We start from the raw sequence: 25,908 nt of genomic DNA, 5'->3' as shown, positions 1-25,908 counted from the left end.
TGAATGGTTTCCAATTTGATACACGGATGCCCTCACCTGATTCCGAACACCGTTTCAAGTATTGCCAGACGTGAATGGAGCAACAATATGAACAAATTTCTTCAGCAAATTCTCCGTGCGGGATTGGTGGGATTCGCGGGATTCGCTGCTCTCACCCGCAGGTCTTTGCTGCGCCCCGAAGCAATCAACTATCAGGGCGTACTGACCGACACCGGCGGCACCGCCGTCAACACGCCGGTGGTGATGACGTTCCGCCTGTACAACGCAGCGACCGGCGGCGCCGCGCTCTGGACCGAAACACAACTTTCCGTCAACGTCGTCAACGGCAAATTCAACGCCGTGCTCGGCTCGGTTCCGGCGTCGCCGCTCACGCTGCCGTTCGACGTGCCGTATTGGCTCACGGTATCGATCAATGCCGATGCCGAAATGACACCGCGCCAGCCGCTCGCCAGCAGTCCGTACGCGTTTCGCGCCTCGTCGCTTGATGGCGCGGCAACCCTGCCAGGCTTGCAAATCAGCGGCACCATCACCACCGCGACGCTTCCCACCGGCAACTTGACCGGCACCATCAGCACGGCACAGATCGCCAGCAACGCCGTCACGCAGGCGAAGCTTTCGCCGGTTTCCGGCGCGGCGGCCGGCAAGGGTGCTCGGCACCGACGGCAGCAACCTGCAATGGCTGACGGCGGGCGTGGGCAGCGTAACCGCCGTCGGTACCGGCAGCGGTTGACCGGCGGGCCGATTACCGGCAGCGGCACCATCAGTCTCGCCGCGACGCAACTGCTGCCGACCACTGCCTGCGCCACCAACCAGATTGCGAAATGGAACAGCAGCGCGTGGTCCTGCGCGGCAGATGACAACGCGCCGGCGGGCGGAACCACCGGGCAGATACTCACTGGCACGGCGGGCGCGCCGGCATGGAGCGGTTCCCCCACGCTTAGCGGCAACCTCATTCTGCCGGGCAACACAACCGCGAGCGCAGGGACCATCATGAAGGCCGGCACCCGCTTCATGCATTACTACGGGTTCTCGAACACGTTCATCGGCGAAGGGGCAGGCAACTTCACGATGTCCGGCGGCAACAACACCGGCAACGGCGTGCAGGCGCTTCTCAGCAACACGACGGGCACCTATAACACCGCCAATGGTGCGAACGCACTTCTTAGCAACACCACCGGCGGCGTCAACACCGCCAACGGCGGGAACGCACTCTTTAGCAACACCATCGGCACCGGCAACACCGTCAGCGGCGCGGGAGCGATGCAGAACAGCATTACCAGCAGCTTCAATACCGTCAGCGGTGTGAGTGCGATGGTCAACGCGGGAAAGTCGTCGCCGCAGGCTCCTTTGCCAATACGGTCGATTACACCATTTTGACTGTCGGGACGACCGACTTCACGCTCATCGGCGCGGCGAGCAACACCGTTGGTGCCAAGTTCAGCGGACCGGGCCCGGCTCGGGAACGGGAACGGCGTCACCCGATGTGGACCTCAACACCGTGAGCGGGTATCAGGCAATGTACAACCACGCAAACGGTCGTGCCAATACCGCCAGCGGATATCAAACGCTCTTCAATAGCACCACCAGCCACAACAATACGGCGATGGGTTATCGGGCCCTCTACAACACGACCACCGGCGTCAATAATATCGCCATCGGGCTCAACGCGGGGGTAAACCTCACGACCGGCTTTTTCAACATCCATATCGGCAATGATGGTGTCGCGGGCGATACTTTTACCACGCGCATTGGATCGTCCGCGCAGCAGTTCAGGACGTTCATATCCGGCATCTACGGCACCTCGATCGCGGGCTCGGGCATTGCCGTCTCCATCGACAGCAACGGCCAACTCGGCACGACCGCCTCTTCGCGCCGCTACAAGGACGACATCACCGACATGGACGCCGCCAGCAGCGCGCTCATGAAACTGCGCCCGGTGACATTTCATTACAAAGCCGACCAGAATCCCGCCGGCCGCATGTTGCAATACGGTCTGATCGCCGAGGAGGTGAACGACGTCTATCCCGGCCTGGTCGCGCATTCCGCCGATGGCCAGATTGAAACGGTGATGTACCAGCACCTGCCGCCGATGCTGCTGAACGAATTCCAGAAGCAGCAACGCACGATCGCCGCCCAAGCCGTGGATATCCAGAAACAGGCGGCGGAATTGACGCAGCAGCGCGCGCGAGTAGAATTGCTTGAGCGCGAGTTGCAGACCATCAAAGCGATGCTTGGCGGCAGGTAACGAATTCCTGCAGAGGAGATTGCGATGAACAATCTGACGAGAATTACCTTGGCAGGCGCATGCTTATTGGCTGGTACTTTTCACGTGGGCCGCCGGCCAGACCAGCGCCAACTACGCCATCCCGCGCGACACCATCAACAACGGCACCGCTGACATGGCTTCGGCCAATTACCGCCTCGCCTCTTCCGTCGGCGATGCGGTGGCGACGGGTACCATCACCAGCCTCAGCTTTCGATTGAGCAACGGTTTTCGCGCGGAGATCAGCGCCTCGCCCGCCGTGCTGAATTTGCTGTCGGTGGTTTCGCAAAAGATCCACGGTTCCACGACCTACAAATTGACCATCGATCAAAACCAGGTCATCACCGGCCCTGTGACCGTCGAGCCGCGCGCCATCGGCGGCGGGCATTCGCTCGTGTTTCATTTCGACAATACCGTCACGTCGGTCAATGCCGCCGCGACGGCACTCAACAACGCGATCTCAATGGGCAATGCCTCCGCCGCTGTGGTGGGCGGCGATGTGGTCGTGACGCTCACCAACGTCGCCGACAACAAGCGCCTCACGGTCACGATCAACGGGCTCAATGGCTCCGGCACGGCGGCGGCCTCGATGGGCTTCCTTGTTGGCGACGTGAATAACGATCGTGTCGTCTCGTCAAAGGATGTTTCGGCGATGAAAGCCCGCGCCGGCCAGCGCCGACAATTCCAACTTTGTCTTTGACCTCAATGCGACGGGCGTGATCAGCGCCTCTGATGTGGCGGCGGTGAAGGCGCGTGCGACGAGCGTGCCGCTTCCGCAGTAGGTGCTGGCGCGCCCGCATGGAAAGTTGCGCTTTGCGACGGTGTGATTGCGCCGTCATGCCATCGCGCATTTGGAGTTTTTCGTCACCTCAACTTCACTTCTTTCCCACGTAGGCCGGAATGACCAACGTTGACACGAGGTAGGGTGGGTAAAGCGCAGCGTGCCCACGCTGATGTCCATTGGTGGGCACGCTGCGCTTTACCCACCCTACGATCCAGATTTCACTCCAAGAAAACTTGACTCGAAAGACGATGTCTGCAAATCGCCTCAAGCGCGGAATAGCTGAACTCCCGCACCATCGCGCATAATGCAGAAAACCAACGTCTGCCATCAATGCCTCTCCTCCGAACGAAATCAAAACCCGCGCGGTCGCCTTCTCCAAGAAGTGGGAGGACGAATCTTCCGAGCGCGCCGAGGCGCAAAGTTTCTGGAATGATTTCTTCGCCGTGTTCGGCATCGATCGCCGCCGTGTCGCCATCTTCGAAAAGCAGGTCAAACTCTCGCGCGCCGGTGAGAAGCTCAAACATGGCCGCATCGATGCCTTCTGGAAAGGCGTGCTGCTGATCGAGCACAAGAGTATCGATCAGGACCTCGATCGCCTTCGCGCAAGCCGCCGACTATTTCGACGGCATCACTGAGCGCGATCTGCCGCGCTACATCCTGGTTTCCGATTTCGCGCGCTTTCGCCTGTTCGATCTGGAAGCGGGTGACGGCAACAACGGCGAAATCCATTTCAGGCTTGCCGACCTGCACAAGCACATCAAGCGCTTTGGTTTCATCGCCGGCTACCAGGTGGTCGAGATCAAGCCGCAGGACCCCGTCAACATCAAAGCGGCGATGCAGATGGGCAAGCTGCACGACCAGCTCAAGGCCAGCGGATTCACCGGCCATCCGCTGGAACTGTTGCTGGTACGCGTGTTGTTTTGTCTGTTCGCCGACGACACCGGCATCTTCCTGCCCGCGCAGGCGTTCCGCGCGTGGGTGGATGAGCGCACGCGCGAGGACGGCACCGATCTGGGTTCGCAACTCGCGCAGCTGTTCCAGGTGCTGAATACGCCCGACGACAAGCGCGCCCACACGCTCGACGAGCAACTGCGCGCCTTCCCGTACGTGAACGGCAAGCTGTTCGAGGAAACGCTGCCGATGGCGAGCTTCGACGCGAAGATGCGCGAGACATTGCTCGATTGCTGCGCGCTCGACTGGGGCGCGATCTCGCCCGCCATCTTCGGCGCGCTGTTCCAGAGCATCATGGACGAGAAAGCGCGGCGCAATCTGGGCGCGCACTACACGTCCGAAGAAAATATCCTCAAGCTCATTAAGCCGCTGTTCCTCGATGAACTGTGGGCCGAATTCGCCAAGGTGAAAAGCAACAAGAACAGACTCCTTGAGTTTCACAAGCGCCTGCGCGGCCTGACTTTTTTCGATCCCGCCTGCGGCTGCGGGAATTTTCTCGTCATCACCTATCGCGAACTGCGGTTGCTGGAACTGGACGTGCTGCGCGTGGTGCACGAGACCACCGGCTCGCGCTTCCTCGATATCCATCAGGAGATCAAGCTCGACGTCGATCAGTTTTACGGCATCGAGATCGAGGAATTCCCCGCACAAATCGCGCAGGTTGCGCTGTGGCTGATAGATCACCAGATGATCGTGCGAGTGTCGGAAGAATTCGGCATGTACTTCGCGCGCATCCCGCTCAAGACCTCGCCGCACGTGGTCAACGGCAATGCGCTGCGTATCGATTGGGCCAGCGTGCTACCGCCGGAGCGGTGCAGTTATGTGATGGGGAATCCGCCGTTTGTGGGCAAACAGTATCAGTCTGCCGAACAGAAGGCGGATATGGAACACGTGATGCACGGCATCAAAGGCGCGGGTGTACTCGACTTCGTGTCCGCATGGTACGTCCTCGCCACGAAGTACCTGAAAGCCCCTCACTTCAACCCCTCTCCCGCCGGGAGAGGGTGGCCGACAGGCCGGGTGAGGGTGCGAGCGAAACCCGCTGCGCTTTCGTCTCCACCAACTCCATCACCCAAGGCGAACAAGTCGGCGTGCTGTGGGGATGGCTGCTCGCGCAAGGCATCAAGATTCATTTCGCGCATCGCACGTTCGCGTGGAGCAATGAAGCGACCGGTAACGCTGGTGTTCATTGCGTCATTATTGGATTTGGCTTACAGGAATCTTCAACGAAGGTCATTTTTGAATATGACGAGTATCGTGGCGAACCACATGCCGTCCTTGCTGGAAACATCAACCCATACCTTATCGATTTCCCCGATCTTGTTCTAGCCAGACGGTCGACACCAATATGCCAAATTCCGGCTATGAAGTATGGGAGTAAGCCGGTAGACGACGGACAGTATCTTTTCAACGACGAAGAAAAGCGGAAATTTCTTACGCATGAACCAGATTCTGAAGGTCTGTTTCGTACCTTTTGGGGGACTGATGAATTCTTGTATGGACAGAACAGGTACTGCTTGTGGTTGAAGGATGCCACGCCCGCGCAGCTAAAACTTCCAAGTGTGCGAGAACGGATTGCCGCTGTACAAAAGTATCGCAGTGAAAGCAAGAAATCAGCAACGCGCGAGATGGCGAAATTCTCAATACTCTTTGCGGAAGACCGCCATAGCGACGCCGATTACCTGGCGTTTCCGGAAGTTTCATCTGAAGCGCGCACATACATTCCCATAGACTTCATTTCAGGAAACGTAATCGCCAGCAACAAACTTTACACATTGCGGAATGCCGAGAAGTACCACTTCGGCGTCTTGATGTCGGCAATGCATATGGCGTGGACACGTGTTGTTTCTGGAAGACTTGAAAGTCGAATTCAGTATTCAACAGGCATCGTCTACAACAACTTCCCCTGGCCCGACTCCCCCACCGCCACACAAAAACAAAAAATCGAGGATGCCGCCCAAACCGTCCTCGACGCGCGCGCTGAATTCATGTCACCCACCAACGCCCCCTCACCCCAGCCCTCTCCCGGGGGGAGAGGGAGCCAAAACGATATCGTTGGCGGTCGAGGGAGCAGCCTGGCCGATCTCTACGACCCACTCACCATGCCGCCGCTGCTGGTGAAAGCGCACCAGAAACTCGACGCCGCCGTCGATGCCGCGTACGGTAAGCGAACTTTCAGGAACGACGCCGAACGCGTCGCCTTCCTGTTCGAACTGTATCAGCAGTACACCAGCCTGCTGCCGAGTGAGTCCGCCAAACCCAAGCGGCGCAAAGCGATACGCACATAAACATAAACACAAGCACTGGCGAGCCTCTTCAGCCATTTATCTGCCTTGACCCGCGCCAGTGCTTGTGTTTCGCCATATTCGACCATGTGCTACGCCTCCAGTCCGGTGCCGCAGAACTGGGATCAGGCCGATCAGTTCTGTTTCGATAATTTTCGCGCCGGCGTGTGTACGCTTGCGCAATGCCGCGCGGCGGTATGCCGCGCGGGTATTCCCACCCCGGGTAATTCGTGGACCTCGACGCCGGTCGCGGCTGGGACGTTCGCGACGGTGTCGGGCTGTACCGGCGATACGGTTTCGACCGCCCAATACACATCGCAACGCGCCACGACCTGTTGCCTGGAGTGGCCGAAATACTGATTGCACGAAAGTAACAGCCCCAGGTGGCGGAGATACCCAAGTGTAGCCCGCATGCAGCGCAGCGTAATACGGGATCAGCTGGAACAACATTGCGCATCGGCGGCCCCGGAATACGCTCCGCTGCTTCCGCGCCACGAAACTCGACAAACAGTGTTTCAGCCGAGCGACGCCGCCACCTCACGATATACTGTCGCCAGACGTTTCCGCACTGACCTTTCACCATTCACAGGAGTTTTCATGAAGATTCTATCCATCGCTTTCGCCGCCCTGATTGGCGCACTTGCACTGGCGGCATTCAGCGCATCCGCCGCGGACCCGAAAGTACAAACCGTCGCGGCGCTGAACCAGAACAAGGCGGCCCTCGCCGGCAAGACGGTTAGCGCGCAAGGCAAGGTCGTCAAGGTCAACAACGGCATCATGGGTCGCAATTTCCTGCATCTGCAGGATGGCACGGGAGACGCCGCGAATAACGATCTCACCATTACCAGCAAGCAAACCGCCAAGGTCGGCGATGAGGTCACGATTTCTGGCGTCGTGGCACTGAACAAGGATTTTGGGAGCGGCTATTCTTATCCATTGCTGATTGAAGAAGCCACGATCACGCCCAAGAAGTAATCTGGTTTCCGGTTCAATAGTGCATCAAGCACCGTCGTCCCAGCGCAGGCTGGGACCCAGTCCATTACACCGTCTGATTATACAAATCGATTCAAAGTGAGATTGACCGGACTGGATCCCAGCCTGCGCTGGGACGACGGGTTTTTCTGGGAGCGGTTTACCATCAAACACCAGCACCGGCGGGGCTTCCAAGCCGAAACGTCCCGGAAAACCGCGCCAGTGCTTGTGTTTGCTACTTGATACGCCGCTTCTGGTAATCCTCTTCAATCGTGTCCTTGAAGAAGCTTCCCATCGACGCCGACGTGGAAAAGCGCCGCCACACCTCCGACGAAACATTGGCGTATTCATAGGTGCCCGAGGACTGCTCGACCACCAGCACGCGGCGCTTGTCGTCGTAGCCGATGGCTTTCAGATTGGCGACATTCACTTTTTTCATTTCCATCGCACGGCTCCGCTCATCTCGTCAGTCGAAGTTGCTGCCAACGATCTCCTGCACGCGCGTCATCACCTCGGGCGTAAGCCTGACCGCAATCTCCAGCGCCTTCATGTTTTCGCTCACCTGCGCGAGACGCGAGGCGCCGGTGATGACGCTCGACACACGCGGATTTTTCAGGCACCACGCAATGGCGAGTTGCGCCGTGGTGCAGTTGAGCTCTTTCGCCACGCCGGCCAATTTGCCGACGATCGCACCCATGATATCGGTCGCGCTCCATTCGGACGTGCCCCAGTACAGCGCCTTGCCCTGCAGGATCATGTCGTGCATCGCGTAAACGATTTCCTCCAGCGGCGTATTGGCGTCCGGGCGATGGCAGTAAACCAGGTCCACAAAATCGAGCTGCAAGCGCTTCAATGAATGGTCGATGGCCTGCATCAGGTATTTGCGGTTGAGCGTGTTTTTTCGTTGACGCCGTCGCCGAACTTCGCCGGCAGGCCCCAGAAGAATTTGCTGGAGACGATGTAGGTCAACCGGTCCCAGTTGAGTTTCTTCAGCGCGGCGCCCATCAGCTCTTCCGACTTGCCGGCGGCGTACACCTCGGCGTTGTCGAAAAAATTCACGCCATGATCGCGCGCCGCGCTCATCAGCTCGGTCGCCGCCTTCTCTTCCACCTGATTGCCGTAGGTAATCCACGATCCGAATGACAGCGCCGACACTTTCAATCCCGCGCGCCCGAGTCTTCTGTATTCCACGTCAGTCTTCCTTTTCTTTATCAATGTCCTGGTACGGATTCACGATCACGACCCGCGTGCGTTTGGGCCCGGCGGCGAAGTTCTCCATCTTGACCAGCACCGGAAACAATTCTTCCAGCCTGGCGCGCGCGGCGGGCTCCTTGTCGAACACCAGCAACTGACCGGTTTCATTCTTCACGTCGCGCCAGACATCGGTGTGCGCGTCGTCGTCCTGCACCTGCAACTTGTATGTGGGCACTCTGATTACTCCTGGTTTTCCTGCATCAAAATCTTTCTTGCAACAACAGCGGCGCTATCGGTTCCGACAGCAAGTAGCCTTGCGCTTCTTCGCAGCCGTATTGAATCAGGAGCTCCAGTTGCGCGTCATATTCGACTCCCTCCGCGACCACCCGCAGCCCCAGACTCTTCGCCAGTCCAATGATACCCCGCGTGATCGCCGCGTCGTCGAGATCGGTGGTGATGTCGCGCACGAAAGAGCGGTCAATCTTCAGCTTGGAAATATCGAACCGCTTCAGGTAGGCGAGATTGGAATAGCCGGTGCCGAAGTCATCGATGACCAGGCGAAACCCCTGCTTGCCCATTTCATCGAGCGTGCCCAGCGCGCTATCGCCCTGATTCATCAGCGCGGTTTCGGTCAACTCGATCTCAATGTCCGACGGCATCAATTCAAATTGGACGGTTGCCGCCAGCAATATATCGACCAGGCGCCGAGTCTTTAGTTGCACGGCGGATACGTTCACCGTTATCGGAAAATGATCCAGCCCGGCATCGCGCCAGCGCCGGAGTTGCGCGCACGCCTCGCGGATCACCCATTCGCCGATAGCGACAATCAGGCCGGTTTCTTCGGCGATCGGAATAAATCGCGACGGCGGCACCGACCCCAGCGATTCACTGCTCCAACGCAGCAATGCTTCCACGCCGTTCAGCTTGCGTTCGGGCAGTTGGAATATCGGCTGATAGACCAGCGTGAATTCGTCGCGTTGCTGGGCACGGCGCAGCGCGTTCTCGATGGCGAGCCGCTCGGTAACGCGGTCGTTCATCTCCGTGCGAAAGAAACTGAATTGATTGCGCCCCTGCGACTTGGAGTGGTACATCGCCAGATCGGCATTCTTCACGAGTGTATTCAGATCCTCCCCATCCATCGGCCAGATCGCGATGCCGATCGAGGGCGTGATGGTCAGTTCGCGTCCGGTGATGGTATACGGCTGACTCAAGGTTTCGACCATGGTCTCGGCAACGCGCGCAAGTGCGGCCGCTTCCGTCGCGCCGGACAGCATCACCACGAATTCGTCGCCGCCGTGGCGAGCGACGGTATCGGTCGCGCGGGTCGCGTCCGCCAGGCGCCTTGCGGTTTCCGCCAGGATCAAATCGCCGACGTGATGGCCGAGCGAATCGTTGATATTCTTGAAATGATCGAGATCAATGAACAGCAGCGCGAGGCCGCCGCCATGCCGCTGCGCCTGTCGCGTGGCGAACTCGAATCTCGACGCAAGCAGCATGCGGTTCGGCAGTCCGGTCAGAAAATCATATTCCGCCAGTTCACGAATCTGCGCGTCGGTGCGTTTTTTCTCGGTGATGTCACTGCCCACGCCCCGATAGCCCTTGAAGTTGCCGGCGCCGTCAAACTGCGGATCGCCCGAAACGCTCACCCAGCAGATTCTGCCCTCGGGCATCGTGTAGGCGTATTGAAAATCGCGGAACGACTCGTGTGCCTCGACGTGCCGCCGGTGCTCGTCCATCTGCTCCCTGGTTATGCCGACGTAGTCGATGTCCCAGCGCGGGTTTCCGTAGCGCTCGGCCGGATCAATCCCGGTTGACCGCAGCATTCCGCCGGAAATGTGTTTGAAACGAAAATTCTCATCCTGCTCCCAGTACCAATCCGATGACATTTCCAGCAGACCGGTAAGACGCTGCTCGCTTTGCGCCAGTTTCTGCTCGGCGTGTTTGCGGGCAGTAATATCCAGCCGAAAGCCGATCACGCCGCCATCGGCGGTCTTGCGATCCGACACCAGCAGCCAAGTGTCGTCGCCCAGCAACCATTCATAGTCGCCCTCGTCGGGATCGAGGTGCTTGGCAACGCGGGTCGCGACGTAGGCTTCTTCATCCTGCAGCGAACGGTGTTCGAATCCGCTCCGGAAAAAGGCCCGCGCAATATCGACGTACGCCATCCCCGGCACCAGTACGTCCGCCACTTCAGAGTAGATCTCGCGGAAGCGCCGGTTGCAAAATACCAGCCGGTCATCCGGACCATATAGCACGACGCCGGATTCAAGATGATCGAACGCCTCGACGATTCGCGCAAGCTTGCCTTCCGCCGCCTGCAGGGAGGCGGTCAACGTTGTAACCGCGTCAGAATGCGCGGACGTGCCTGGCGGAGGCGGTATTGAAGAAGGCATGGCGATCAAGAGGAAATGCGCATAACGCTAACTTATCAGTTTTGCGTCCGACATTCACGGGCGAACGCGCCGCGCCTGTCCGGGGCATCGTCCGTGGACAACCTAATCGTCAATTGCCTTGAAGTGCTGCACTTCTTCTTTCAGCGCAATCCACCAGATACGGCCTTTGGGCTCATTCTTGCCGCATGGCGTGAAGGAGGCGAAACCCGGATAGCGCTTGCCAAGGTTGTTTGGGTCTTCGCGGCGATTACGCGGCGGCGCGATCAGCTTGCCGTTTTCCGCGCCGAGCGGGAACAGCCAGCAACCCATCGGTTTGTAAGCCCATTTGTGCCTGCCCAATTTGACGGCGAGCGTCTGCAGTCCGCACTTACCATCCGCTTCGGTAAATGAGCAGCGGGTATTGGCAAAATGATCTGGCTTGCTCTTGTAGTGAAAAGGATGGGTCTCGGTTTTGCGTCCGGTGTTGCCTTCCCACTCGCCGTCGATGATGTAGTGCTTGGGAAGCTGGCTGAAATGCGCAGGATACTTTTTCACCAGCCGGTGGATCAGTCTCTCCTCATCCGGCTGCAGAAACGCGCCATCACTGCAGCAAATACCTTCGCACGCGGCGAGATCGCAATAGTGAAGTTTGGCGGAAGGCTTTCGTGGCCGGCGTGCGGCGATCGCGTCGGTCATGCGAGGAGCTCCCGGATGTCAAAGTTTCCACCGTTGGTCAATTTACCCTCCTTGATCAGTTTGATCATGTCGCGGGCCACCGCGACCGCATCCCGTAGCACGCCGTCGGCCTTCATGGCGCGAAAGCGCGCCACGTCGGGAAACTCGCGCTCGGTCGCGCCGCGCACCTGCGCTTGCATGGGCGTATCGACCACGCCCGGCGCAAGGGAACAGATTGCGAGGCTACTATCGCTGCTGGCGGCTTCCATCGCCGCTGCCCGCGTCGCCATTTCGAGGCCGGCCTTCGACGCGCAATAGACGGACCAGCCGGCGATCGGGCGTTTGGCTGCACCAGACGAAATATTCACCACCAGCCTTTGCTTTGCGCACATGCGCGTCGCATTGGCGAACAGTCGTGTCAGCACCATCGGCGCGACCAGGTTGATATTCACATTGTCGGCGGTCTCCATCGGATCAAGCTGGTCAAACGTATCGACCGGGACGACCACGCCGGCATTGTTGAACAGCACCGCGAGATCAAAGTTCCTTCCCTTGAGGTACGCCTCGCAAGCCGAGAATGCGGGCCCGATGGACGCGATATCGGTGAAATCCGCGTGCAGGTTGATCGGGGCAATACTTGACGCCGGTGCTCGGGACACGCCGATCACCAGATTGTCGGGGTCGCGGATCAACTCATCGCGCAACGCGGCGCCGAGACCCTTGGTTGTACCCGTTACAAAATAAAGATTCATGTGTTTTCCGTTGATTCAATCATCGAGCCAGGCGGCCAGCGCCGCGCCCACGCCTATTTGCACCAGATCGATGAGTCCGCCGCCAACCAGGACACCCTCCAGCACGCCGTACTGTGAGCCGGCGCTGGACGGCATGTGCCTCGCGCGGCGGGCACTTTCCTCCGACGCCAACAATGCGGCCGCAATACGTTCCGGACTCGGGGACACCCGATCTGTTTCTTTTTGCTGGAGCGTTGCCAGGGCCTTTTCCACCGCGGCTTCATCGAGCACCGCAATGGCGGAGCCGCAATGCGCACAGGCCTTGTCAGCTTCAAGATTGATCGACCCGCCGCAACTCGAGCAGCGAATCTGTTTGACCTTCACCGACAGCGACTTGATCTCGTGCGGCTGCAGGCTGCGAATAAAATTCTTCTCCCGCAGGAACTGGGTGAACGCAATCAGGCGGCCGTGACCGTTTCCGCAACGCGAATAGGCAAAGCGCCCACCCTTGGCGATATCGCTGGTGTTCTGCAACGCCGTGTTGCAAGTCGGGCATTGCGTATGCACGCACCAGATTGCGCGACACATCGCGCACCGCATGAATGCGCTTGAACAATTCGATCACCGAACCTGGCGACAGCGACGTACTTTCAAGGTGGTCGAACCAGATCACGTGGCACGGCCAGCAAGCGTCGATGGTGATCGGCGTGCCGATATGAGTGGTAAGGTCAACGGCCTCCATGCCGCTCGCACAACTTGGGCAACGCATGCTGGAACGTCTGGCCGGTGACTGCGTCGATGCCGGCCTGCGCGATCTGCGCGTCCTCGGACGATTTCACGCCCGACACACCCACAGCGCCAATGGTTTCGCCACCAACGATGATGGGCACGCCACCTTCGAGAAAGGTGATGCCCGGCATCGACAGGGCCGACGTGCGGCCATTGTTGACCATATCTTCATCATTCTTGGTCGGCCGCCGGCGAATCGCGGCACTGCGCGCTTTGCCCTGGGAAATGGCAACGCTGGCCGCCGCACATCCGTCTAGCCGCTGAAAGGTCAACAAGTGCCCGCCATCATCGACGATCGCGATACAGACTGCCAAGTTGTTTTTCACGGCTTCCGCCTCGGCCGCGGCGAGGATTTTCTTGCAATCGTCGAAGGTCAGATATTGTTTGGTTTTCACAGGATCTTCACCAGAATGAGAGTAATGAATATTATTGCACGCTCCGGCAAGGCAGTTCAGATCAATCCCATCAAATACCGCTTCCGTTTCGGCTCCGCAAATCGCTCGATGGCATACCGCAGCATGGTGCGCGGCATCTGGCGGTAGTAGCGCTTCAGGAACGATTCCTCCTTGTCCTCGCCAATCCGCTTGCCAACTTCGCGAAGCATCCAGCCGACCGCCTTCTGGATCAAATCCTCTTCGTCCTTCAGCAGCAATTGCGCGATGCGCAAGGTCTCGCTGTATTCGCCTTTCTTGATGTAGTAGAAAGTCGCGAGTACCGCAATGCGCCGTTCCCATAGCGATTTGGATTTGGCGAGCCGGCTCAGCACGCGTTGGCGCTCCGCCGGTTTGCCGTCGAGCCACGCGCCGACAATTTGGGCGGCCGACATGTCCACCAGGTCCCAGTTGTTGATGAGCTTGGTGCTTTTGAGATAGAGATCGTAGATGCGCTTTTGCGTCTTTTCGTCACCACGCTGATATAGCTGGACGAGCAGCATCAATCCGACCGCGCGCGCCTCGTGCCAGCCCGATTTCAGTAGCGGCAACGCGACTTCCAGACCGGCATCGCGAAAATCGCGCGCGACGGATCTCAGCACCGGCACGCGGATGCCGAGGAATCGATCGCCTTCACCGTATTGCCCCTTGCCGGTCTTGAAAAAACGCGCGGCAAATTTCGCGGCGCCGGCATTGCCGAGCGACAGCAGCGTTGAAAGCGCGGCACGCGCATTAATCGCGGACGCCACACCAGGTTTCGTTGCGCGCGGCTTGCGTGTTACCCGTGCGGCAGAATCTTTGCGGGCCTTGGCTGCGGTAGTTGTTGCCGACTGTCTTATTTTGCCGCTTGCTGTTTTTGCCATTGCGCTTCCAGCTCCTTCCCGGTCTTGTAGTGCGGCACGCGAAGGGCCAGGCGTTTGTAACGTTGGATAAACGCGTTATGGCCCTTGATTTCATCCGCCCAATAACGGTCCGCCAGCGCGAGATTAGCTTTTTCATCCATCAGGAAATAGTTCTTCGAGCTTGTGCCACCAAAAATGTAGAGCTTCCCGCCGATGATTTTCCAGGTGTCGGGATCGCCGCCCCAGGGAATTCCGTAGGCGATTCCGTTGGAACAGAAGCCGCCATATTGCGGAACGTATTTCGCAGGTTCCTTCAAAAACATCGCCTTATTTTCTTCGCTCATGAAACGGTAGGTCGCACCGTCATGATCGGTCTTGACATCAGCCTTCCCGAGCGTGTGCTTTCCCAGCGTGAAGTAGGCAACGGGATCGTGCCCCTTCAACATCAGGTTGGCATCCGCGCCCTCCGAGGTGGTGTTATTCGGTCCGGTGCCCGCGCAACCGGCCAGGAATGCAGCCATCATCAGGACGGCAAGCAGTTTCCATCGCGCAAGGAAAGGCCTAATCGTGATCGCTCCGTTTGCCAGGGTCATTGCGATTTCTCCGCCAGTTGTTTGAGATTGGTGAGGCCACCGTCAAAGTCCGGCCCCTGTATGCCTTCCATTGCCAACGCGAAGTATCGCATCAGCGGATTGGCGCCCACGTCGCCGGTGGCGATCCACGTTACCCGCACCCCTTTGACCGCGGGAGAAAATTCCAGGCGGCCGGACATGACGGCGTCAAATGCCGCGAACGACACCTTGTACGCGACATTCTTGTTGAATTCCGCGCCGGTGAATTCCATGCTGCCGCTGCCCTCGGATTTCGACTGCCAGGACCACTTGGCGCCAACGCCTGCCGGCGCACCGGTATACGTAAATTTCATGGCGGGATCGCGGCGGCTCCACACGCTCCAGCGTGCCCACGCTTTCGGGTCGTACACCAGCGGATAGACGGTTTCCATCGGCGCGTTGATGTCGATGGATCGTTCCACTTTATAGCTGCTGGATAAAGTGAAGCTGAACAAGCCGAACAATGCGAACAGCCCCAATACGCCCAGCGCAATGAACTTGAATAATTTCATCCGGTTCCTCTCAGTTGCCGTCACTCGTATTCACGTCACCAATGACAGACATTCACGCGCAACAATTTTATGCCAACTTGACAGGCTATCGTTGCATCCTGCCCATTACGTCCTTCGTCATTGGCAAACACGTTTAAGCAGGTACCCAAATGACATCACCGGCCGGCGACTGGAAGTACGACACAAGCCCGTCTCGCATCCGCTCTCACAAAGGGCAGCGCACTTCCGGTACAGATATAATCTATTCTCTCGCACCAACGATTGAACGCAATGAAACGCCAACGCAGCAAATCCCCTCTCCGCCTCACCCGCGACGCCGAGAAACTGATCGGACTTTCCACCGGACTGGTTGCCTCCGGCAGCCGCGCCGAGGACGTGTATTGGGAGGCCGGCATCACCGCACTGGCCGGCAAGCTGATGGCCGCCGGCAACGATGCGGCACTGGAGTCCGCACTCGACCATACGTTTCAGAGCAATCTCGCCGCGCATGATGTGCTGATCGAACTGGTGGAAGCCTGTGCCGAATCCACGGTCATCGAGGTCAATGGCGCACGCTGGGACATTCTGCTGCTGGCCATGCCCTTGGTGGCATGGTCGCGATATGCGGTGCCATCCGGCCCGATCCCCAAGGACGCGGTCGAGGCCATCCTCCCGCAACTGCACGGCCACGTGCTCGCCGAGGGCGCGCGCGCATGCATGAGCCCCTATCTTTATAGCATCGACCAGATGCCGCGTGATTTTTCGAGTGTCCATAAAATGGCGGTCAAGCTTAGCGAAGCGGCTGTGTCCGGCACATCGCCGCGATTCGATTTTGCGAAAATGCCCGAGACCGCGCCATTGCTCGCCGATACCCGCTTCCTGCTGGCAGGTGTCGCGGTTCCGCATGGCAAGGCGTTTTTCCGCTGGCAGGAAATTGAAAAGCCCGCCGAGCGCATGACGCGCAGCGATGGCCTCGAACGCTGGATTGCCCAGTGCCGCCCGAACCTGTCGCGCCTGCTGCCAGGCTGCGCGTTCGAGTCCCTGCTGCCCGATGCCTATTTCGTCAACTGCCGCGAGTCCGATCGCCGCGTGCGCCCCTACGCGATTCGCGCCGCCGTCGGCTATCTCGAAAACACGCTCAAGACCACCGCCCCGCAGCTTCGCGCCATCGTCGCCGGATTCGGCGAGCAACGCGTCGACGAATACCGCATCGCCTTCACGCAGCGCGGGCAGGATGACGTCGTGCACGGCATTGTCTGGCCCCTGTTCGGGCGCGAGGACGATGAATCGCAACCGGCCCCCGCGCAGGATGTTGAGACGGTTCTGGCCGAATGCAAGATCGGCGAAGTCACGAAATTGAGCGGACTGTTTGCGCCGGAGTTTTGCGAAGACTGCGGCGCGCCGCTGTTTGCCGATGCAGACAGCGAAATGGTGCACCCGGAATTGCCGGAAGAAGCGGAGACCGCAGCGGTGCATTACCATTAATTTTGATGTAAAACCCTAGCACTGGAGCGGCGTTTCAGGCCTTTTCGCCCGGAACGCCGCACCAGTGCTAGGGTTTTGCCAATTAACTTGGCCAGACTCTGGTTGCAGATCCCGGAAGCAGCGAAGAGTATTCCGGGAACTTCGCTGCGTTCGAAATCGCCCCCGCATTTCGCTGCGCTCAATGCGGGCCACGGTCGATTCAGATTTCGGCGGCGTCGCCCCGCATCAAGGCTTCATGGTTTCAGTGCCTTGTAAAGAAACGGCAAACTCCGATCCATGCGGTAATCGATGCTGGAATGCGTATCGTCAAATTCCTCGTACACATGTTTGACACGCGCCGCCGCAAGCCGCTTCGACAGAATGCGCGCGCCGAAGTGGATGCTGTATTGATCGCGCCAGCCGCAATCGATGAATATTCCCTTGAGCGATTTCAGGCTGCCAGCGTGTTTGCTCACGAGATTGATCGGATCGTGTTTCAGCCACGCGTTCCAGCGGGCTTCGATGCGCTCGCCGGTCTCCAGGTTGAACGGCAGGCGAAAGCCCAGCGGCACCTTGGGGTCGGGATCGTAACTGGCGGCCATGGCGAGGATCATCAGTGCATGTCCTTCCGCATCCGACAGCTTTTCCTTTTTCCAGACATGATCGAGAAAGTTTTTCACGCGGCCATCGTCGATGCCGAGTGCCGCGCCCTTTTCTTCCCGTGCCACATTGATCGCACCCGCCACGCGCTTGATCTTGCGATGCTTCATGATTTCCGTGAGCGTGCCCGGCCAATCCTTCATGTACACAAAATCAAAATAGGCGTCGCCGGAGTGGCTCGCCACCGCACCCCAGTATTTCGCGTACTTCATCCCGTGAATAATGGCGCCGTAGCCACCGGATGATTTGCCGAAGCAGCCGCGATGCTCGCGCGAGGCCGCCGTGCGAAATTCGCGGTCGACGAACGGAATCAACTCCTTGGTAAGGTAATCGGCGTAGTTGCCTATCGCGGACGAATTGATGTACTGGTTGCCGCCCAGCGCGGTGAAGCAGTCGGGAAATACCAGAATCGCCGGGCCCATCTTGCCTTCATGAATCAGCCGCGCCGCGCGCTCGGGAATATTCTCGTCGAGATTTCGCCAGTTCACGTGACTGAAGCCCGAGCCCATGAATCCGACGAGGTCAAACAGCACCGGGAATTTTTTGCCACGCTTGTGGGTGGCCAACTCATCGTATTGGGGCGGCAGCCAGACCGCCAGCTTGCGTTGATACGGATCACCGAGGGCGTTGTCGGCGAGGATGCGCGAGGTGTGTTCCAGAATGACGGTGCGGCCTTGCGGCCAGGCGGGTCGTTTCAGTGCCATGCGGGATGCTCCGGAAAAATACGAATCACTGTTGCTGGAAACGGGCGCACGAAGAATTGCGGGGATGTTCGTCGAAAAACTTCGTGGCGTGTTTCCGTATTATCGCAGAGCGTCCCCTGGTGCCGGGCCGGCGTGCCGTGGCAGCGAACGACTTGCGCGACTAGCCGCGTTTTGCGGTGACGACGATGGTTTCCATGCGCACCACCGTGCCGGATTGTGCGGTATGCGCAACCGTCATTTCGCTGTCGGCGACGGAATGTGTCGCTTCGTAACTGCCGATCAGCAGGACAGCCATCACCACACCAAATGCGGTGGCGACAAAACTATTGGACTGGCGTGAATGAACGTTCAGGAAATTTTTCATGATTTGCTCCATGTGACTTTCAAGTTTGATGATTGGCTCCCTTGGCTGGCAGTGCCTGCACTTTAGATCGGCCCGCCCGCGCGCCAAAGTGGATTGCGACAAAGCGCAGAAAACATTGGGCGAAATGTCATTTCACCGACTTGAAGGAAGCGTGCATTGGCGCGATGACGTTGGTATTTCCGTTGTTCGACGCGACAAGTTCCCGGCGCGGATTTTGACTCGTGGCGTGTTGTGGCGTGTCGTGACGGAAACCGGACGCATCATGGGCGCGCCACGCCCTGCTAGAATTCCTCGCAACCACCACACCCGCCCTGCAACCCCACCGGCACGCTTACCCTTGAAGGCGCCTCACATGACCGTAACCCTGTATCAGTCTTCCGTACCCGTCTTCCAGAAAATGCTCGGCAACCTGAAAACGATCCTGCAAAAGGGCGAGGCGTATGCACAGGCGAAAAAGATCGAGCCCGCGGTGCTGCTGGGCGCGCGGCTCCAACTCAACATGTACACCCTGACGAAGCAAGTGCAGATCGCCACCGACGTGGCGAAGGGTGCGTGCGCGCGCCTGGCCGGTCAGGAGATTCCGAAATACGACGACACCGAGGTCACGTTCGCGGATGTATATGCGCGTATCGACAAAACGCTGGCGTTTCTTTCGACCCTCAAGCTGGCCGATATCGATGGCCAGGAAGATCGCGACATCACCATCCTGCCTGGCGGCAAGGAAATGCATTTCAAGGGCCAGGACTATCTGCTGCATTGGGCGTTGCCGAATTTCTACTTTCATGTCATGACGACCTACGCCATCCTGCGTCATCACGGCGTGGACGTGGGCAAGATGGATTATCTTGGCAGCTTCTGATCCGGCAACGGTCGCGCGCGCCGGACGGCATGCTGGCTGCCGGCGTGGCGTATCTGGCGTATCGCCAGGAATTCCTGATCTTCCATCCCGTACCGCTGGCGGCAGACTCGCTTTTTCTATTCCGGGTGAAGAGAAACCGTGCCGGTTGCGGCGCGTCATTTTTCCGGGATCGGTATCTGAAACTGGTGACCAGCGTCGATTTCTACCGGCGGACTTGTTCTTGACTATGCCGAAAGCAGAGGCGCTGGCGTGTCCCCCCCCCCCCCCCCCCCCCGGTGGGCGTCGCTCGGCCGGACGCGCCAGCTGCCGCCCGCCCGCGCCCGCATCGCCCCCACAGGTCTTGATCCCACGGCTCCGCTCCCAGAACGCAAGCAGATTCGCACTCGCCCGGCGGGACACACGTACCAGAATTCCCCGCCTACCTCGACGGGCCGCTGCAAAAGCTGTAGGGGCCTACCGCGACGCGTCAATGACGCGGATTTTTTCCCTGCGGGCCTTGCCATCGCGCTCAATCGTGAACTCGGCAACATTGCCGATGCCGGCGCGATCCAGTTCGGCGACGAAAGTCGACAGCGTTTCCACCGGCCGGCCATTCACGGCGGTAATGACGTCGCCGAGTTCGCCATTGCGGCTCAGGGGTTTCAATGCGGCCTGGGCGGCGGGCGTTCCGGCGCGCAGCCCATTCACCACCACACCCTTGATGCCGTTGCGCGCCACGACAAATGGATCGTAGGGAACGACGCCGATGCCGGGGCTGGCCGCGCGTCCGCGTGCGATCAATTGCGGCACGATGCGATTGACCAGATCGACGGGAATCGAAAAGCCCACACCGGCCGAGCTGCCGGACGATGAACGGATCGCGGTGTTCACACCGATCAGCCTGCCGGCGCTGTCGAGAAGCGGCCCGCCGGAATTGCCCGGATTGATGGCGGCATCGGTCTGGATGGCGCCGGCAATTTCGGCATAACTTTGCGTGGGCAGATAGCGGTCCAGCGCGGAAATAATGCCGCTGGTCAGGGTGCGCGAAAATCCGAACGGGTTACCGATGGCGATCACCGATTGGCCCACTTTCAAATCGCGCGACGTACCGAGCGGGATGGGCCGCAATCCCGGTGGAATGGTTTTCAGCTTGACGACCGCCAGATCGTATTCCGGCGCACCGCCGACATATTCGGCGGGAACCGCATCCTTGCCGGCGTCAAGCCGCACCATGATCTTGCGGGCGTTATCGATGACGTGAAAGTTGGTGACGACATGCCCGGCGCTATCCCAGATGAACGCGCTGCCCGCGCCTTGTGCGACGCCGACCGAAAAGAAGCCGGTTTGCTCCACGCGCTCGGTGGTGATGTAGGCCACCGACGGCGCGGCTTGCTCAAACAATGTCACCAGGCTTTTTTCAGACTCCTGCAGCGGTCCGCGCGGGGTGACGGCCCGCGGCTCCACGGACTTCTCGGCGGATCGCTCGGCGTATATCAGCGTGCCGCCGGTGATCAATGACAGGAATATCGCAAACAGAAAGGTCTTTTTCATACTTTTCAACAATGGGGTTGCGGCTCGGAATTTCCAGCTTGTGAACAAAACATCCTGCGATGCGGGTGCGGTGTGGGTGCAATGCGATTGCAATGCGAATGTGATACCCGCAGTGAAAATAGAAGAACTAATCCAATGGCGTCGCCTTGAATTCGGGCAGCGCTTCCGCGCGATCCGAGAACGTCGCCAGCACTGGATAGCGCGTGACACCGATCACATCGGGCATCACAAATTGCGTAAAGCGCCAGGCGACGGCCACGCAAATATCGTCCTGCATCAGTTTTTCGCCATGCAGCCACGGCGCTGCGCCGCCAACAATTTTTTCCAGCTCGTCAAACGCCGCCGCCATCTGCTGTGTCACCCGATCGATCCATGGTGCGTGCTGTTTGTCAGCGGGACGCAGCGTAAGTTCATAAAAACGTTGCACGGCTTTTTCGCAGGCGACCAGCGCGATCCCGATGTTCCTTAACGCGCGCCGCCGTTCGTCAGGATCCACCGGCATCAGGCGTTTATCGGCCGATACCAGTCCGTCGAGGTAATCAATGATCAGCGTCGAGTCCATCAGGATTTCGCCGTCATCGCACACCAGCGTCGGCACTTTCACGACCGGGTTGATTTTCTGGAACTCGGCATACTGCCGAAACACCGATAGCGAACGGTGTTCGAAAGGCAATCCCATCAGTTTCATCGAAATGGCGACACGGCGGACGTAGGGGGAATCGAGCATGCCAACAAGTTGCATTTTTCTTCTCCTTTGCAGGGCAGGTGACAATTCTCACCGGAAAGCGGCGCGGAGGCCAGCACCCGCTTGACAACGCAATATTGTCGTGTAACCATACGGTTACCTATAAAGCTGCCGATGAACGAAGACGAACTCGATCTGCTGTTTCACGCGATGGCGAGCCAGCCGCGCCGCGCAATCCTGGACGTGGTGCGCCAGCATCCGGGCTGCAACCTGAATTTTGTGGCTGAACATTTTTCATTTTCACGCATCGGCGTCATGAAACATATCGATGTGCTGGAAGCCGCCGGCCTGGTCGTGTCGGAGCGTATCGGCCGCGAGCGGATGCTCTATTTCAACGCGGTACCGCTACAGCAAGTGCATGAAGACTGGACTGACCAATACAGCCGCTTCTGGGCCGGGCGGCTGACGGATCTCAAACGCATCATTGAAAAAGGGAGGAGATGAGCATGGCCGAGACCACCAAGGCAATATTCCGGGTCGTCATCAATGGCAGCATTGACGCGGTATGGCGCGAATTGACCAAGCAGGGAGAGGCCCAGGCAGCGGTATTCAATGCGTGGCTGCATGCGCAGGCGCTTTCGCCAGGGAAAAAATTCCAGATGCGCACCGGCTCGGGAAAATATGTGATGGTGGTCGGCGAGATCACCGATTTCACGCCGCCGACCCGGTTTGCGCACACGTTTCGATTCACGCAATACGATGATCCGGATTGCGAAGTGATTTACGAACTGAAACAGCTGGCGGCCGGTGTCGAGTGCACGTTGACCGTGGACCGCATGCCGCTCGGCAGCAAGACGGCAAAAGACATGCAGGGCGGAGGCAGCATGATCGTCAACACGCTGAAATCTGTCGTGGAAACCGGCAAGCCGCCCTTCGGCACACGGCTCATGTACTTCATGTTCAAGTACATGGAGTTCGTGTTGCCGAAGAAGTCAGGTGTGAAAAACTGGCCGTTGTAGGCATTCAAGACAAACTGGAGAGCGAACCATGGGAAAGATCGAAGACGCGGAAGCGACGATGCGAGCCAACCTTGAAAAGAACACCGGCCGGTCGTTCGATGCCTGGGTAACGATGGCGCGCAAGAAAAATTTCGCACGGCACGGCGAGATCGTCGCCTGGCTCAAGGCTGAACACGGACTTGGTCATGGCTATGCGAACAGTATTGCACTACGGTCACGCGAATCGGCGGAGAAACCGCCCGCAGCAGGGGATCTGGTCGGCGCCCAGTATGCCGGCGCCAAGGCGGCCTTGCGGCCGATATACGACGCCGTGACGGCCGCCGTGGACAAACTCGGTGCCGATGTCGAAATCTCGCCGAAGAAAACCTGCGTGAGCTACCGGCGCAACAAGCAATTTGCGCTGATCCAGGCCACAACGGCCACGCGCGTCGATCTGGGCATCAACCTGAAGGGCGAAGCAACCACCGCGCGACTCGAACCATCGGGCAGCTTTAGCGCGATGGTTTCGCACCGCGTGCGGCTATCGAATACCCAGGACGTGGACGCGGAATTGAAGACGTGGCTGAAGCAAGCGTACGACGCGGCGTAGTGGCAACAACGTATATAGCCTTCGCAACCAGAATCAAGCAATGGTGCGCCTCTCCGGGCGGAATCGCCCGAAACACTGCGCCAGTGCTAGGGGACTAGTTCAACGTTGATATCCCGGCTATCCGCCTGCCCCGCTTCATCCACCGCCCGCAGCACAAAGTGCCCCGCGCGCGGCGGCTGCCACGCCAGGCCTTCACCGGTATTGGCTTCGCCGAGAAACGCTTCATTGGCAAACCAGAACAGTTTGCCGCGGGGCCCCTCGGCGCGAAGCGAAATCGCCACCGGCTGGGAAATTCGCGAGGTATAGGTCACCGCCCGCAGCGGTGAGACAATCTGCGGCTCGCTGGCATTGCCGGCCCGGGCGCGCGGGTTATTGCCACATTCCGCCTGACGCGGCGCCTCGCGGCGCGGCATGCCTGCATCGCGAAACAATCGCTGCATGTCGGAAGGCCAGTACTCGATCACCTGCCATTGCGTGTCCGGCCCTTCCGCGCAGACGGCATTGCCGGTGCGCCGGTCGATCAGCACGCGACGATGCAAAGTGGACAGGCGGATGGGCGATTTGCCCGGCATGTACCAGGTCGGCACGCGCTGATGGCAATCGGCGTTCGGCAAATCGCCGGAGGCCGCGCAGACATCCACGCGCGTCAGTTTCGCCGGTGGCGGACGCGGCATGTCCTCGGCCATCAGCCCTTCATTTCGCAACGCATCGACGACATTGAAAAACAGCGGCGCGGCGGCCGAAACACCGATGAAAGCGGGATTGCTGCTGCTGTCGAAATTGCCGACCCACACGACCAGCACGTAACGGCCGAATATTCCTGCGGTCCACGCGTCGCGAAAACCCCAGGACGTGCCGGTCTTCCACGCAACAGCGGGTTGCGCGGGGAGACCGGTGTCGGGGCGGGGGTTGGTTTTCAGCATGTCGAGGGTGACGAAGGAGGCTTCTTCGGACAATAGACGCGTGCTGTTTGTGATTTCGCTACTGGCGACCCGCACTTGTGACGAACGAGCGCCGGAGCCCTGTTTGCCCTCTTCGCCGTGACAAACCTGGGACCGGAGGAAGTCCTTCAGGGACGCCGGGGCGACAGCCATTATTTGAGCCGCCAACTTTCTTCTTATCCGCGGGCAAAGCATGACGCGTACTGATGGACCTCCTTCCCCCCGTTCGCCAGCATCGCGTACATCCGCGCGAGTTCTTCCATCGTCACCTCGCCGCCGCCGAGCGTCAGCGCCAGCCCGTAGTGTTTCTCGCTGGCGAGGTTGGCTACACCGGATGTCTTCATCAGGTCGTACAAACCCGGCCGCGTGAGTTTTGAGGCGACCTGCACGGCTGGCACATTGCGGCTGCGGGTGAACGCATCCTGAGCGGTGATCGGGCCGATGAATCGACCGTCGAAATTCTCCGGACTGAATGGCCCGAACGCGGTGGGTGCATCCTTGAGCACCGTCATCGGATGCAGCACGCCCTGGTCGAAAGCCAGCGCATAGATGAAGGGCTTCAGGGTCGAACCCGGTGAGCGCTTGGCCAGTACGCCGTTGACCTGGCCATCGATATCGTCGTCGTTGAAATTGGCGGAGCCGACCAGCGCCTTGACCTGCATGGTCTGGGTATCAAGCAGGATAGCGGAGGCGTTGCGGATGCCGCTGTCGCGATGCTGCTCGATGCGTTGCGCGATGGTGCGCTCGAGCGTGGTTTGCATCTTCACATCGATCGTGGTGAAGAGCTCGCCACGGCTTTCCTTCAGCAACTGGTTGGCGAGATGCGGCGCGCGGAACGGCAGCATGGACGCAGACTTGGCCGACACCGCATGTTTGGCGCCAAGCGACTCGTCGTCGGGATGCTTGTCGAGCCATATCGACGCCATGCGCGTGCGCGCCTCCGCGAGCGCGGGCGAGCCCGTCCTGTTACCGCCACGCGCGGCCGGGTTCTGGGGAATCACCGCCAGCGTGAACGCCTCGGGCAAGGTGAGATCGGCTGCGCGCTTGTGGAAATACACGAGGCTCGCCGCGCCGACGCCTTCGATGTTGCCGCCATAGGGCGCGAAATTGAGATAGGCCTCGAGGATATCGCGCTTGCTGTAGCGCGCTTCAATCCATAGCGCGGCGGCGATCTGTTTCAATTTGCCACCGACGCTGCGGCTGTCAATGTCGTATAGCTTGCGGGCAAGCTGCATCGTCAGCGTGGAGCCGCCTTGACGGCGCTCACCGGAGAACGTGGCATGTGCGCTTCTTATCAGCGCGACGGGATTGACGCCGGGGTGCCAGGCAAACCAGCGGTCTTCATAGCGCGTGACGGCTTCAGTGATCTTGGGCGAGATGGTGTCAAGCGGGGTCCACAGGCGGTACTGCTCGTCGCGCGCGGTGGTGAGGCGCAGCAGGGTGCCGTCTTCGGCGTAGATGGCGGAGGAGTAGGGGGCGAAGTCATGGAGGGCGACACGGAAATGAATCTAATCGCCACCAAAGTGAGAAGGACGACAACCATCGCGAATAATATCGCAGAGCGTTTTCATGAGCCACTCCACAGACGAGCTCCTTGCATCTCCCTTCGCCAATGGCATATAACTCGAGAAGGAAAAGCTCGGAGCGGCAAAAACCACAAACCAAAGTGAATTATAAATGCCGTTCGCCCTGAGGTAACAAA

28 protein-coding genes and 2 pseudogenes are annotated in these 25,908 nt (G+C 59.3%); 12 read left to right on the top strand and 18 right to left on the bottom strand.

Features of this window, described 5'->3' with window-relative positions; genetic code table 11:
- Positions 1-87: 87 nt before the first annotated feature.
- From IPP88_03840 to IPP88_03815, 6 genes and pseudogenes are all read left to right on the top strand, one after another.
- A complete protein-coding gene (locus IPP88_03840) occupies positions 88-1,377 on the top strand; it encodes a hypothetical protein (GenBank protein ID MBL0121879.1) in 1,290 nt (429 codons plus the stop codon).
- A gap of 106 nt (positions 1,378-1,483) precedes the next feature.
- Positions 1,484-2,245 carry a tail fiber domain-containing protein gene (locus IPP88_03835; GenBank protein MBL0121878.1) on the top strand — a complete coding sequence of 254 codons (762 nt, stop codon included), beginning with the start codon at positions 1,484-1,486 and terminating at the stop codon, positions 2,243-2,245.
- Between the two features lie 154 nt (positions 2,246-2,399).
- Positions 2,400-2,963, top strand: a complete 564-nt coding sequence (locus IPP88_03830) for a hypothetical protein (protein ID MBL0121877.1) — start codon at positions 2,400-2,402, stop codon at positions 2,961-2,963.
- A 410-nt stretch (positions 2,964-3,373) separates the two neighbouring features.
- A pseudogene (locus tag IPP88_03825) lies at positions 3,374-6,286 on the top strand (class I SAM-dependent DNA methyltransferase).
- Positions 6,287-6,370: 84 nt separating this feature from the next.
- Positions 6,371-6,643 (top strand): hypothetical protein, encoded by a 273-nt coding sequence (locus IPP88_03820; protein ID MBL0121876.1) that lies wholly within the window; start codon positions 6,371-6,373, stop codon positions 6,641-6,643.
- Positions 6,644-6,880: 237 nt separating this feature from the next.
- A complete protein-coding gene (locus tag IPP88_03815) occupies positions 6,881-7,258 on the top strand; it encodes a hypothetical protein (GenBank protein ID MBL0121875.1) in 378 nt (125 codons plus the stop codon).
- Between the two features lie 232 nt (positions 7,259-7,490).
- Here the strand turns inward: IPP88_03815 and IPP88_03810 are convergent, their stop codons facing one another.
- The 12 genes and pseudogenes from IPP88_03810 to IPP88_03755 all read right to left on the bottom strand — a co-directional run bounded on the left by IPP88_03810 (position 7,491) and on the right by IPP88_03755 (position 15,412).
- Positions 7,491-7,700 (bottom strand): KTSC domain-containing protein, encoded by a 210-nt coding sequence (locus tag IPP88_03810; protein ID MBL0121874.1) that lies wholly within the window; start codon positions 7,698-7,700, stop codon positions 7,491-7,493.
- Between the two features lie 21 nt (positions 7,701-7,721).
- A pseudogene (locus tag IPP88_03805) lies at positions 7,722-8,446 on the bottom strand (aldo/keto reductase).
- A 1-nt stretch (position 8,447) separates the two neighbouring features.
- On the bottom strand, positions 8,448-8,684 hold the full coding sequence (locus IPP88_03800) for a hypothetical protein (GenBank protein ID MBL0121873.1): 237 nt from the start codon (positions 8,682-8,684) through the stop codon (positions 8,448-8,450).
- Positions 8,685-8,709: 25 nt separating this feature from the next.
- Entirely contained in the window at positions 8,710-10,782 is a 2,073-nt protein-coding gene (locus IPP88_03795) for an EAL domain-containing protein (protein MBL0121872.1), read from the bottom strand.
- A 162-nt stretch (positions 10,783-10,944) separates the two neighbouring features.
- On the bottom strand, positions 10,945-11,517 hold the full coding sequence (locus IPP88_03790; GenBank protein ID MBL0121871.1) for a DUF3109 family protein: 573 nt from the start codon (positions 11,515-11,517) through the stop codon (positions 10,945-10,947).
- On the bottom strand, positions 11,514-12,248 hold the full coding sequence (locus IPP88_03785) for an SDR family NAD(P)-dependent oxidoreductase (protein MBL0121870.1): 735 nt from the start codon (positions 12,246-12,248) through the stop codon (positions 11,514-11,516). The genes IPP88_03790 and IPP88_03785 overlap by 4 nt, the downstream gene beginning before the upstream one ends.
- Positions 12,249-12,263: 15 nt before the next feature.
- A complete protein-coding gene (locus IPP88_03780; GenBank protein MBL0121869.1) occupies positions 12,264-12,611 on the bottom strand; it encodes a hypothetical protein in 348 nt (115 codons plus the stop codon).
- Complete coding sequence (locus tag IPP88_03775; protein ID MBL0121868.1) at positions 12,559-12,969, bottom strand: hypothetical protein; 411 nt, start codon at positions 12,967-12,969, stop codon at positions 12,559-12,561. Before IPP88_03775 ends, IPP88_03780 begins: the two co-directional genes overlap by 53 nt.
- Positions 12,956-13,411, bottom strand: coding sequence for a heme-binding protein (locus IPP88_03770; protein MBL0121867.1), 456 nt, complete (start codon positions 13,409-13,411; stop codon positions 12,956-12,958). The genes IPP88_03775 and IPP88_03770 overlap by 14 nt, the downstream gene beginning before the upstream one ends.
- A 56-nt stretch (positions 13,412-13,467) precedes the next feature.
- Positions 13,468-14,310 carry a DNA alkylation repair protein gene (locus IPP88_03765; protein MBL0121866.1) on the bottom strand — a complete coding sequence of 281 codons (843 nt, stop codon included), beginning with the start codon at positions 14,308-14,310 and terminating at the stop codon, positions 13,468-13,470.
- Positions 14,283-14,813, bottom strand: coding sequence for a YHS domain-containing protein (locus IPP88_03760; GenBank protein ID MBL0121865.1), 531 nt, complete (start codon positions 14,811-14,813; stop codon positions 14,283-14,285). Before IPP88_03760 ends, IPP88_03765 begins: the two co-directional genes overlap by 28 nt.
- A 65-nt stretch (positions 14,814-14,878) precedes the next feature.
- The gene (locus IPP88_03755; protein ID MBL0121864.1) at positions 14,879-15,412 is read right to left on the bottom strand and encodes an SRPBCC family protein; all 534 of its coding nucleotides are present in this window, start codon (positions 15,410-15,412) and stop codon (positions 14,879-14,881) included.
- A gap of 270 nt (positions 15,413-15,682) precedes the next feature.
- On the opposite strand from IPP88_03755, the gene IPP88_03750 reads away from it, so the two are divergent.
- On the top strand, positions 15,683-16,876 hold the full coding sequence (locus IPP88_03750; protein MBL0121863.1) for a DUF2863 family protein: 1,194 nt from the start codon (positions 15,683-15,685) through the stop codon (positions 16,874-16,876).
- A 233-nt stretch (positions 16,877-17,109) separates the two neighbouring features.
- Here IPP88_03750 and IPP88_03745 read toward each other — a convergent pair whose 3' ends face one another.
- Positions 17,110-18,219 carry an enterochelin esterase gene (locus IPP88_03745; GenBank protein MBL0121862.1) on the bottom strand — a complete coding sequence of 370 codons (1,110 nt, stop codon included), beginning with the start codon at positions 18,217-18,219 and terminating at the stop codon, positions 17,110-17,112.
- 160 nt (positions 18,220-18,379) lie between these two features.
- Positions 18,380-18,583 carry a hypothetical protein gene (locus IPP88_03740; GenBank protein ID MBL0121861.1) on the bottom strand — a complete coding sequence of 68 codons (204 nt, stop codon included), beginning with the start codon at positions 18,581-18,583 and terminating at the stop codon, positions 18,380-18,382.
- A gap of 352 nt (positions 18,584-18,935) precedes the next feature.
- Here IPP88_03740 and IPP88_03735 point away from each other — a divergent pair, with 352 nt between their 5' ends.
- Together IPP88_03735 and IPP88_03730 are read left to right on the top strand one after the other, a co-directional pair.
- Positions 18,936-19,442 (top strand): DUF1993 domain-containing protein, encoded by a 507-nt coding sequence (locus tag IPP88_03735; GenBank protein MBL0121860.1) that lies wholly within the window; start codon positions 18,936-18,938, stop codon positions 19,440-19,442.
- A gap of 29 nt (positions 19,443-19,471) precedes the next feature.
- Complete coding sequence (locus IPP88_03730; protein ID MBL0121859.1) at positions 19,472-19,666, top strand: hypothetical protein; 195 nt, start codon at positions 19,472-19,474, stop codon at positions 19,664-19,666.
- 229 nt (positions 19,667-19,895) lie between these two features.
- On the opposite strand, the gene IPP88_03725 is transcribed toward IPP88_03730, so the two are convergent.
- The gene (locus IPP88_03725; protein MBL0121858.1) at positions 19,896-20,972 is read right to left on the bottom strand and encodes a trypsin-like peptidase domain-containing protein; all 1,077 of its coding nucleotides are present in this window, start codon (positions 20,970-20,972) and stop codon (positions 19,896-19,898) included.
- Between the two features lie 127 nt (positions 20,973-21,099).
- On the bottom strand, positions 21,100-21,714 hold the full coding sequence (locus IPP88_03720) for a glutathione S-transferase (GenBank protein ID MBL0121857.1): 615 nt from the start codon (positions 21,712-21,714) through the stop codon (positions 21,100-21,102).
- 117 nt (positions 21,715-21,831) lie between these two features.
- On the opposite strand from IPP88_03720, the gene IPP88_03715 reads away from it, so the two are divergent.
- From IPP88_03715 to IPP88_03705, 3 genes are read left to right on the top strand one after another with little or no spacing between them, the layout of a single operon-like run.
- Positions 21,832-22,161: a helix-turn-helix transcriptional regulator gene (locus IPP88_03715; protein MBL0121856.1), complete on the top strand. Its 330-nt coding sequence runs from the start codon at positions 21,832-21,834 to the stop codon at positions 22,159-22,161.
- A 2-nt stretch (positions 22,162-22,163) separates the two neighbouring features.
- On the top strand, positions 22,164-22,676 hold the full coding sequence (locus IPP88_03710; protein MBL0121855.1) for an SRPBCC domain-containing protein: 513 nt from the start codon (positions 22,164-22,166) through the stop codon (positions 22,674-22,676).
- Positions 22,677-22,704: 28 nt separating this feature from the next.
- Positions 22,705-23,265, top strand: coding sequence for a DUF4287 domain-containing protein (locus tag IPP88_03705; protein ID MBL0121854.1), 561 nt, complete (start codon positions 22,705-22,707; stop codon positions 23,263-23,265).
- An 86-nt stretch (positions 23,266-23,351) separates the two neighbouring features.
- On the opposite strand, the gene IPP88_03700 is transcribed toward IPP88_03705, so the two are convergent.
- Positions 23,352-24,359 carry a hypothetical protein gene (locus tag IPP88_03700; GenBank protein ID MBL0121853.1) on the bottom strand — a complete coding sequence of 336 codons (1,008 nt, stop codon included), beginning with the start codon at positions 24,357-24,359 and terminating at the stop codon, positions 23,352-23,354.
- Between the two features lie 23 nt (positions 24,360-24,382).
- Entirely contained in the window at positions 24,383-25,714 is a 1,332-nt protein-coding gene (gene pbpC / locus IPP88_03695) for a penicillin-binding protein 1C (protein ID MBL0121852.1), read from the bottom strand.
- Positions 25,715-25,908: the final 194 nt, after the last annotated feature.

Source organism: Betaproteobacteria bacterium (assembly GCA_016720925.1).
Taxonomy (GTDB): domain Bacteria; phylum Pseudomonadota; class Gammaproteobacteria; order Burkholderiales; family Usitatibacteraceae; genus UKL13-2.
The sequence above is the reverse complement of the archived record's forward strand: the minus strand, read 5'-3'. Positions and strand labels throughout refer to the sequence as shown.

Excerpts from the sequence above, each read along its gene's own strand:
- IPP88_03840 (MBL0121879.1), top strand. The coding sequence starts at position 88 with ATGAACAAATTTCTTCAGCAAATTCTCCGTGCGGGATTGGTGGGATTC.
- IPP88_03830 (MBL0121877.1), top strand. The coding sequence starts at position 2,400 with ATGGCTTCGGCCAATTACCGCCTCGCCTCTTCCGTCGGCGATGCGGTG.
- IPP88_03820 (MBL0121876.1), top strand. The coding sequence starts at position 6,371 with ATGTGCTACGCCTCCAGTCCGGTGCCGCAGAACTGGGATCAGGCCGAT.
- IPP88_03815 (MBL0121875.1), top strand. The coding sequence starts at position 6,881 with ATGAAGATTCTATCCATCGCTTTCGCCGCCCTGATTGGCGCACTTGCA.
- IPP88_03810 (MBL0121874.1), bottom strand. The coding sequence starts at position 7,700 with ATGGAAATGAAAAAAGTGAATGTCGCCAATCTGAAAGCCATCGGCTAC.
- IPP88_03790 (MBL0121871.1), bottom strand. The coding sequence starts at position 11,517 with ATGACCGACGCGATCGCCGCACGCCGGCCACGAAAGCCTTCCGCCAAA.
- IPP88_03785 (MBL0121870.1), bottom strand. The coding sequence starts at position 12,248 with ATGAATCTTTATTTTGTAACGGGTACAACCAAGGGTCTCGGCGCCGCG.
- IPP88_03775 (MBL0121868.1), bottom strand. The coding sequence starts at position 12,969 with ATGGAGGCCGTTGACCTTACCACTCATATCGGCACGCCGATCACCATC.
- IPP88_03765 (MBL0121866.1), bottom strand. The coding sequence starts at position 14,310 with ATGGCAAAAACAGCAAGCGGCAAAATAAGACAGTCGGCAACAACTACC.
- IPP88_03760 (MBL0121865.1), bottom strand. The coding sequence starts at position 14,813 with ATGATGGCTGCATTCCTGGCCGGTTGCGCGGGCACCGGACCGAATAAC.
- IPP88_03755 (MBL0121864.1), bottom strand. The coding sequence starts at position 15,412 with ATGAAATTATTCAAGTTCATTGCGCTGGGCGTATTGGGGCTGTTCGCA.
- IPP88_03750 (MBL0121863.1), top strand. The coding sequence starts at position 15,683 with ATGAAACGCCAACGCAGCAAATCCCCTCTCCGCCTCACCCGCGACGCC.
- IPP88_03745 (MBL0121862.1), bottom strand. The coding sequence starts at position 18,219 with ATGGCACTGAAACGACCCGCCTGGCCGCAAGGCCGCACCGTCATTCTG.
- IPP88_03740 (MBL0121861.1), bottom strand. The coding sequence starts at position 18,583 with ATGAAAAATTTCCTGAACGTTCATTCACGCCAGTCCAATAGTTTTGTC.
- IPP88_03735 (MBL0121860.1), top strand. The coding sequence starts at position 18,936 with ATGACCGTAACCCTGTATCAGTCTTCCGTACCCGTCTTCCAGAAAATG.
- IPP88_03730 (MBL0121859.1), top strand. The coding sequence starts at position 19,472 with ATGCTGGCTGCCGGCGTGGCGTATCTGGCGTATCGCCAGGAATTCCTG.
- IPP88_03725 (MBL0121858.1), bottom strand. The coding sequence starts at position 20,972 with ATGAAAAAGACCTTTCTGTTTGCGATATTCCTGTCATTGATCACCGGC.
- IPP88_03720 (MBL0121857.1), bottom strand. The coding sequence starts at position 21,714 with ATGCAACTTGTTGGCATGCTCGATTCCCCCTACGTCCGCCGTGTCGCC.
- IPP88_03715 (MBL0121856.1), top strand. The coding sequence starts at position 21,832 with ATGAACGAAGACGAACTCGATCTGCTGTTTCACGCGATGGCGAGCCAG.
- IPP88_03710 (MBL0121855.1), top strand. The coding sequence starts at position 22,164 with ATGGCCGAGACCACCAAGGCAATATTCCGGGTCGTCATCAATGGCAGC.
- IPP88_03705 (MBL0121854.1), top strand. The coding sequence starts at position 22,705 with ATGGGAAAGATCGAAGACGCGGAAGCGACGATGCGAGCCAACCTTGAA.
- IPP88_03700 (MBL0121853.1), bottom strand. The coding sequence starts at position 24,359 with ATGGCTGTCGCCCCGGCGTCCCTGAAGGACTTCCTCCGGTCCCAGGTT.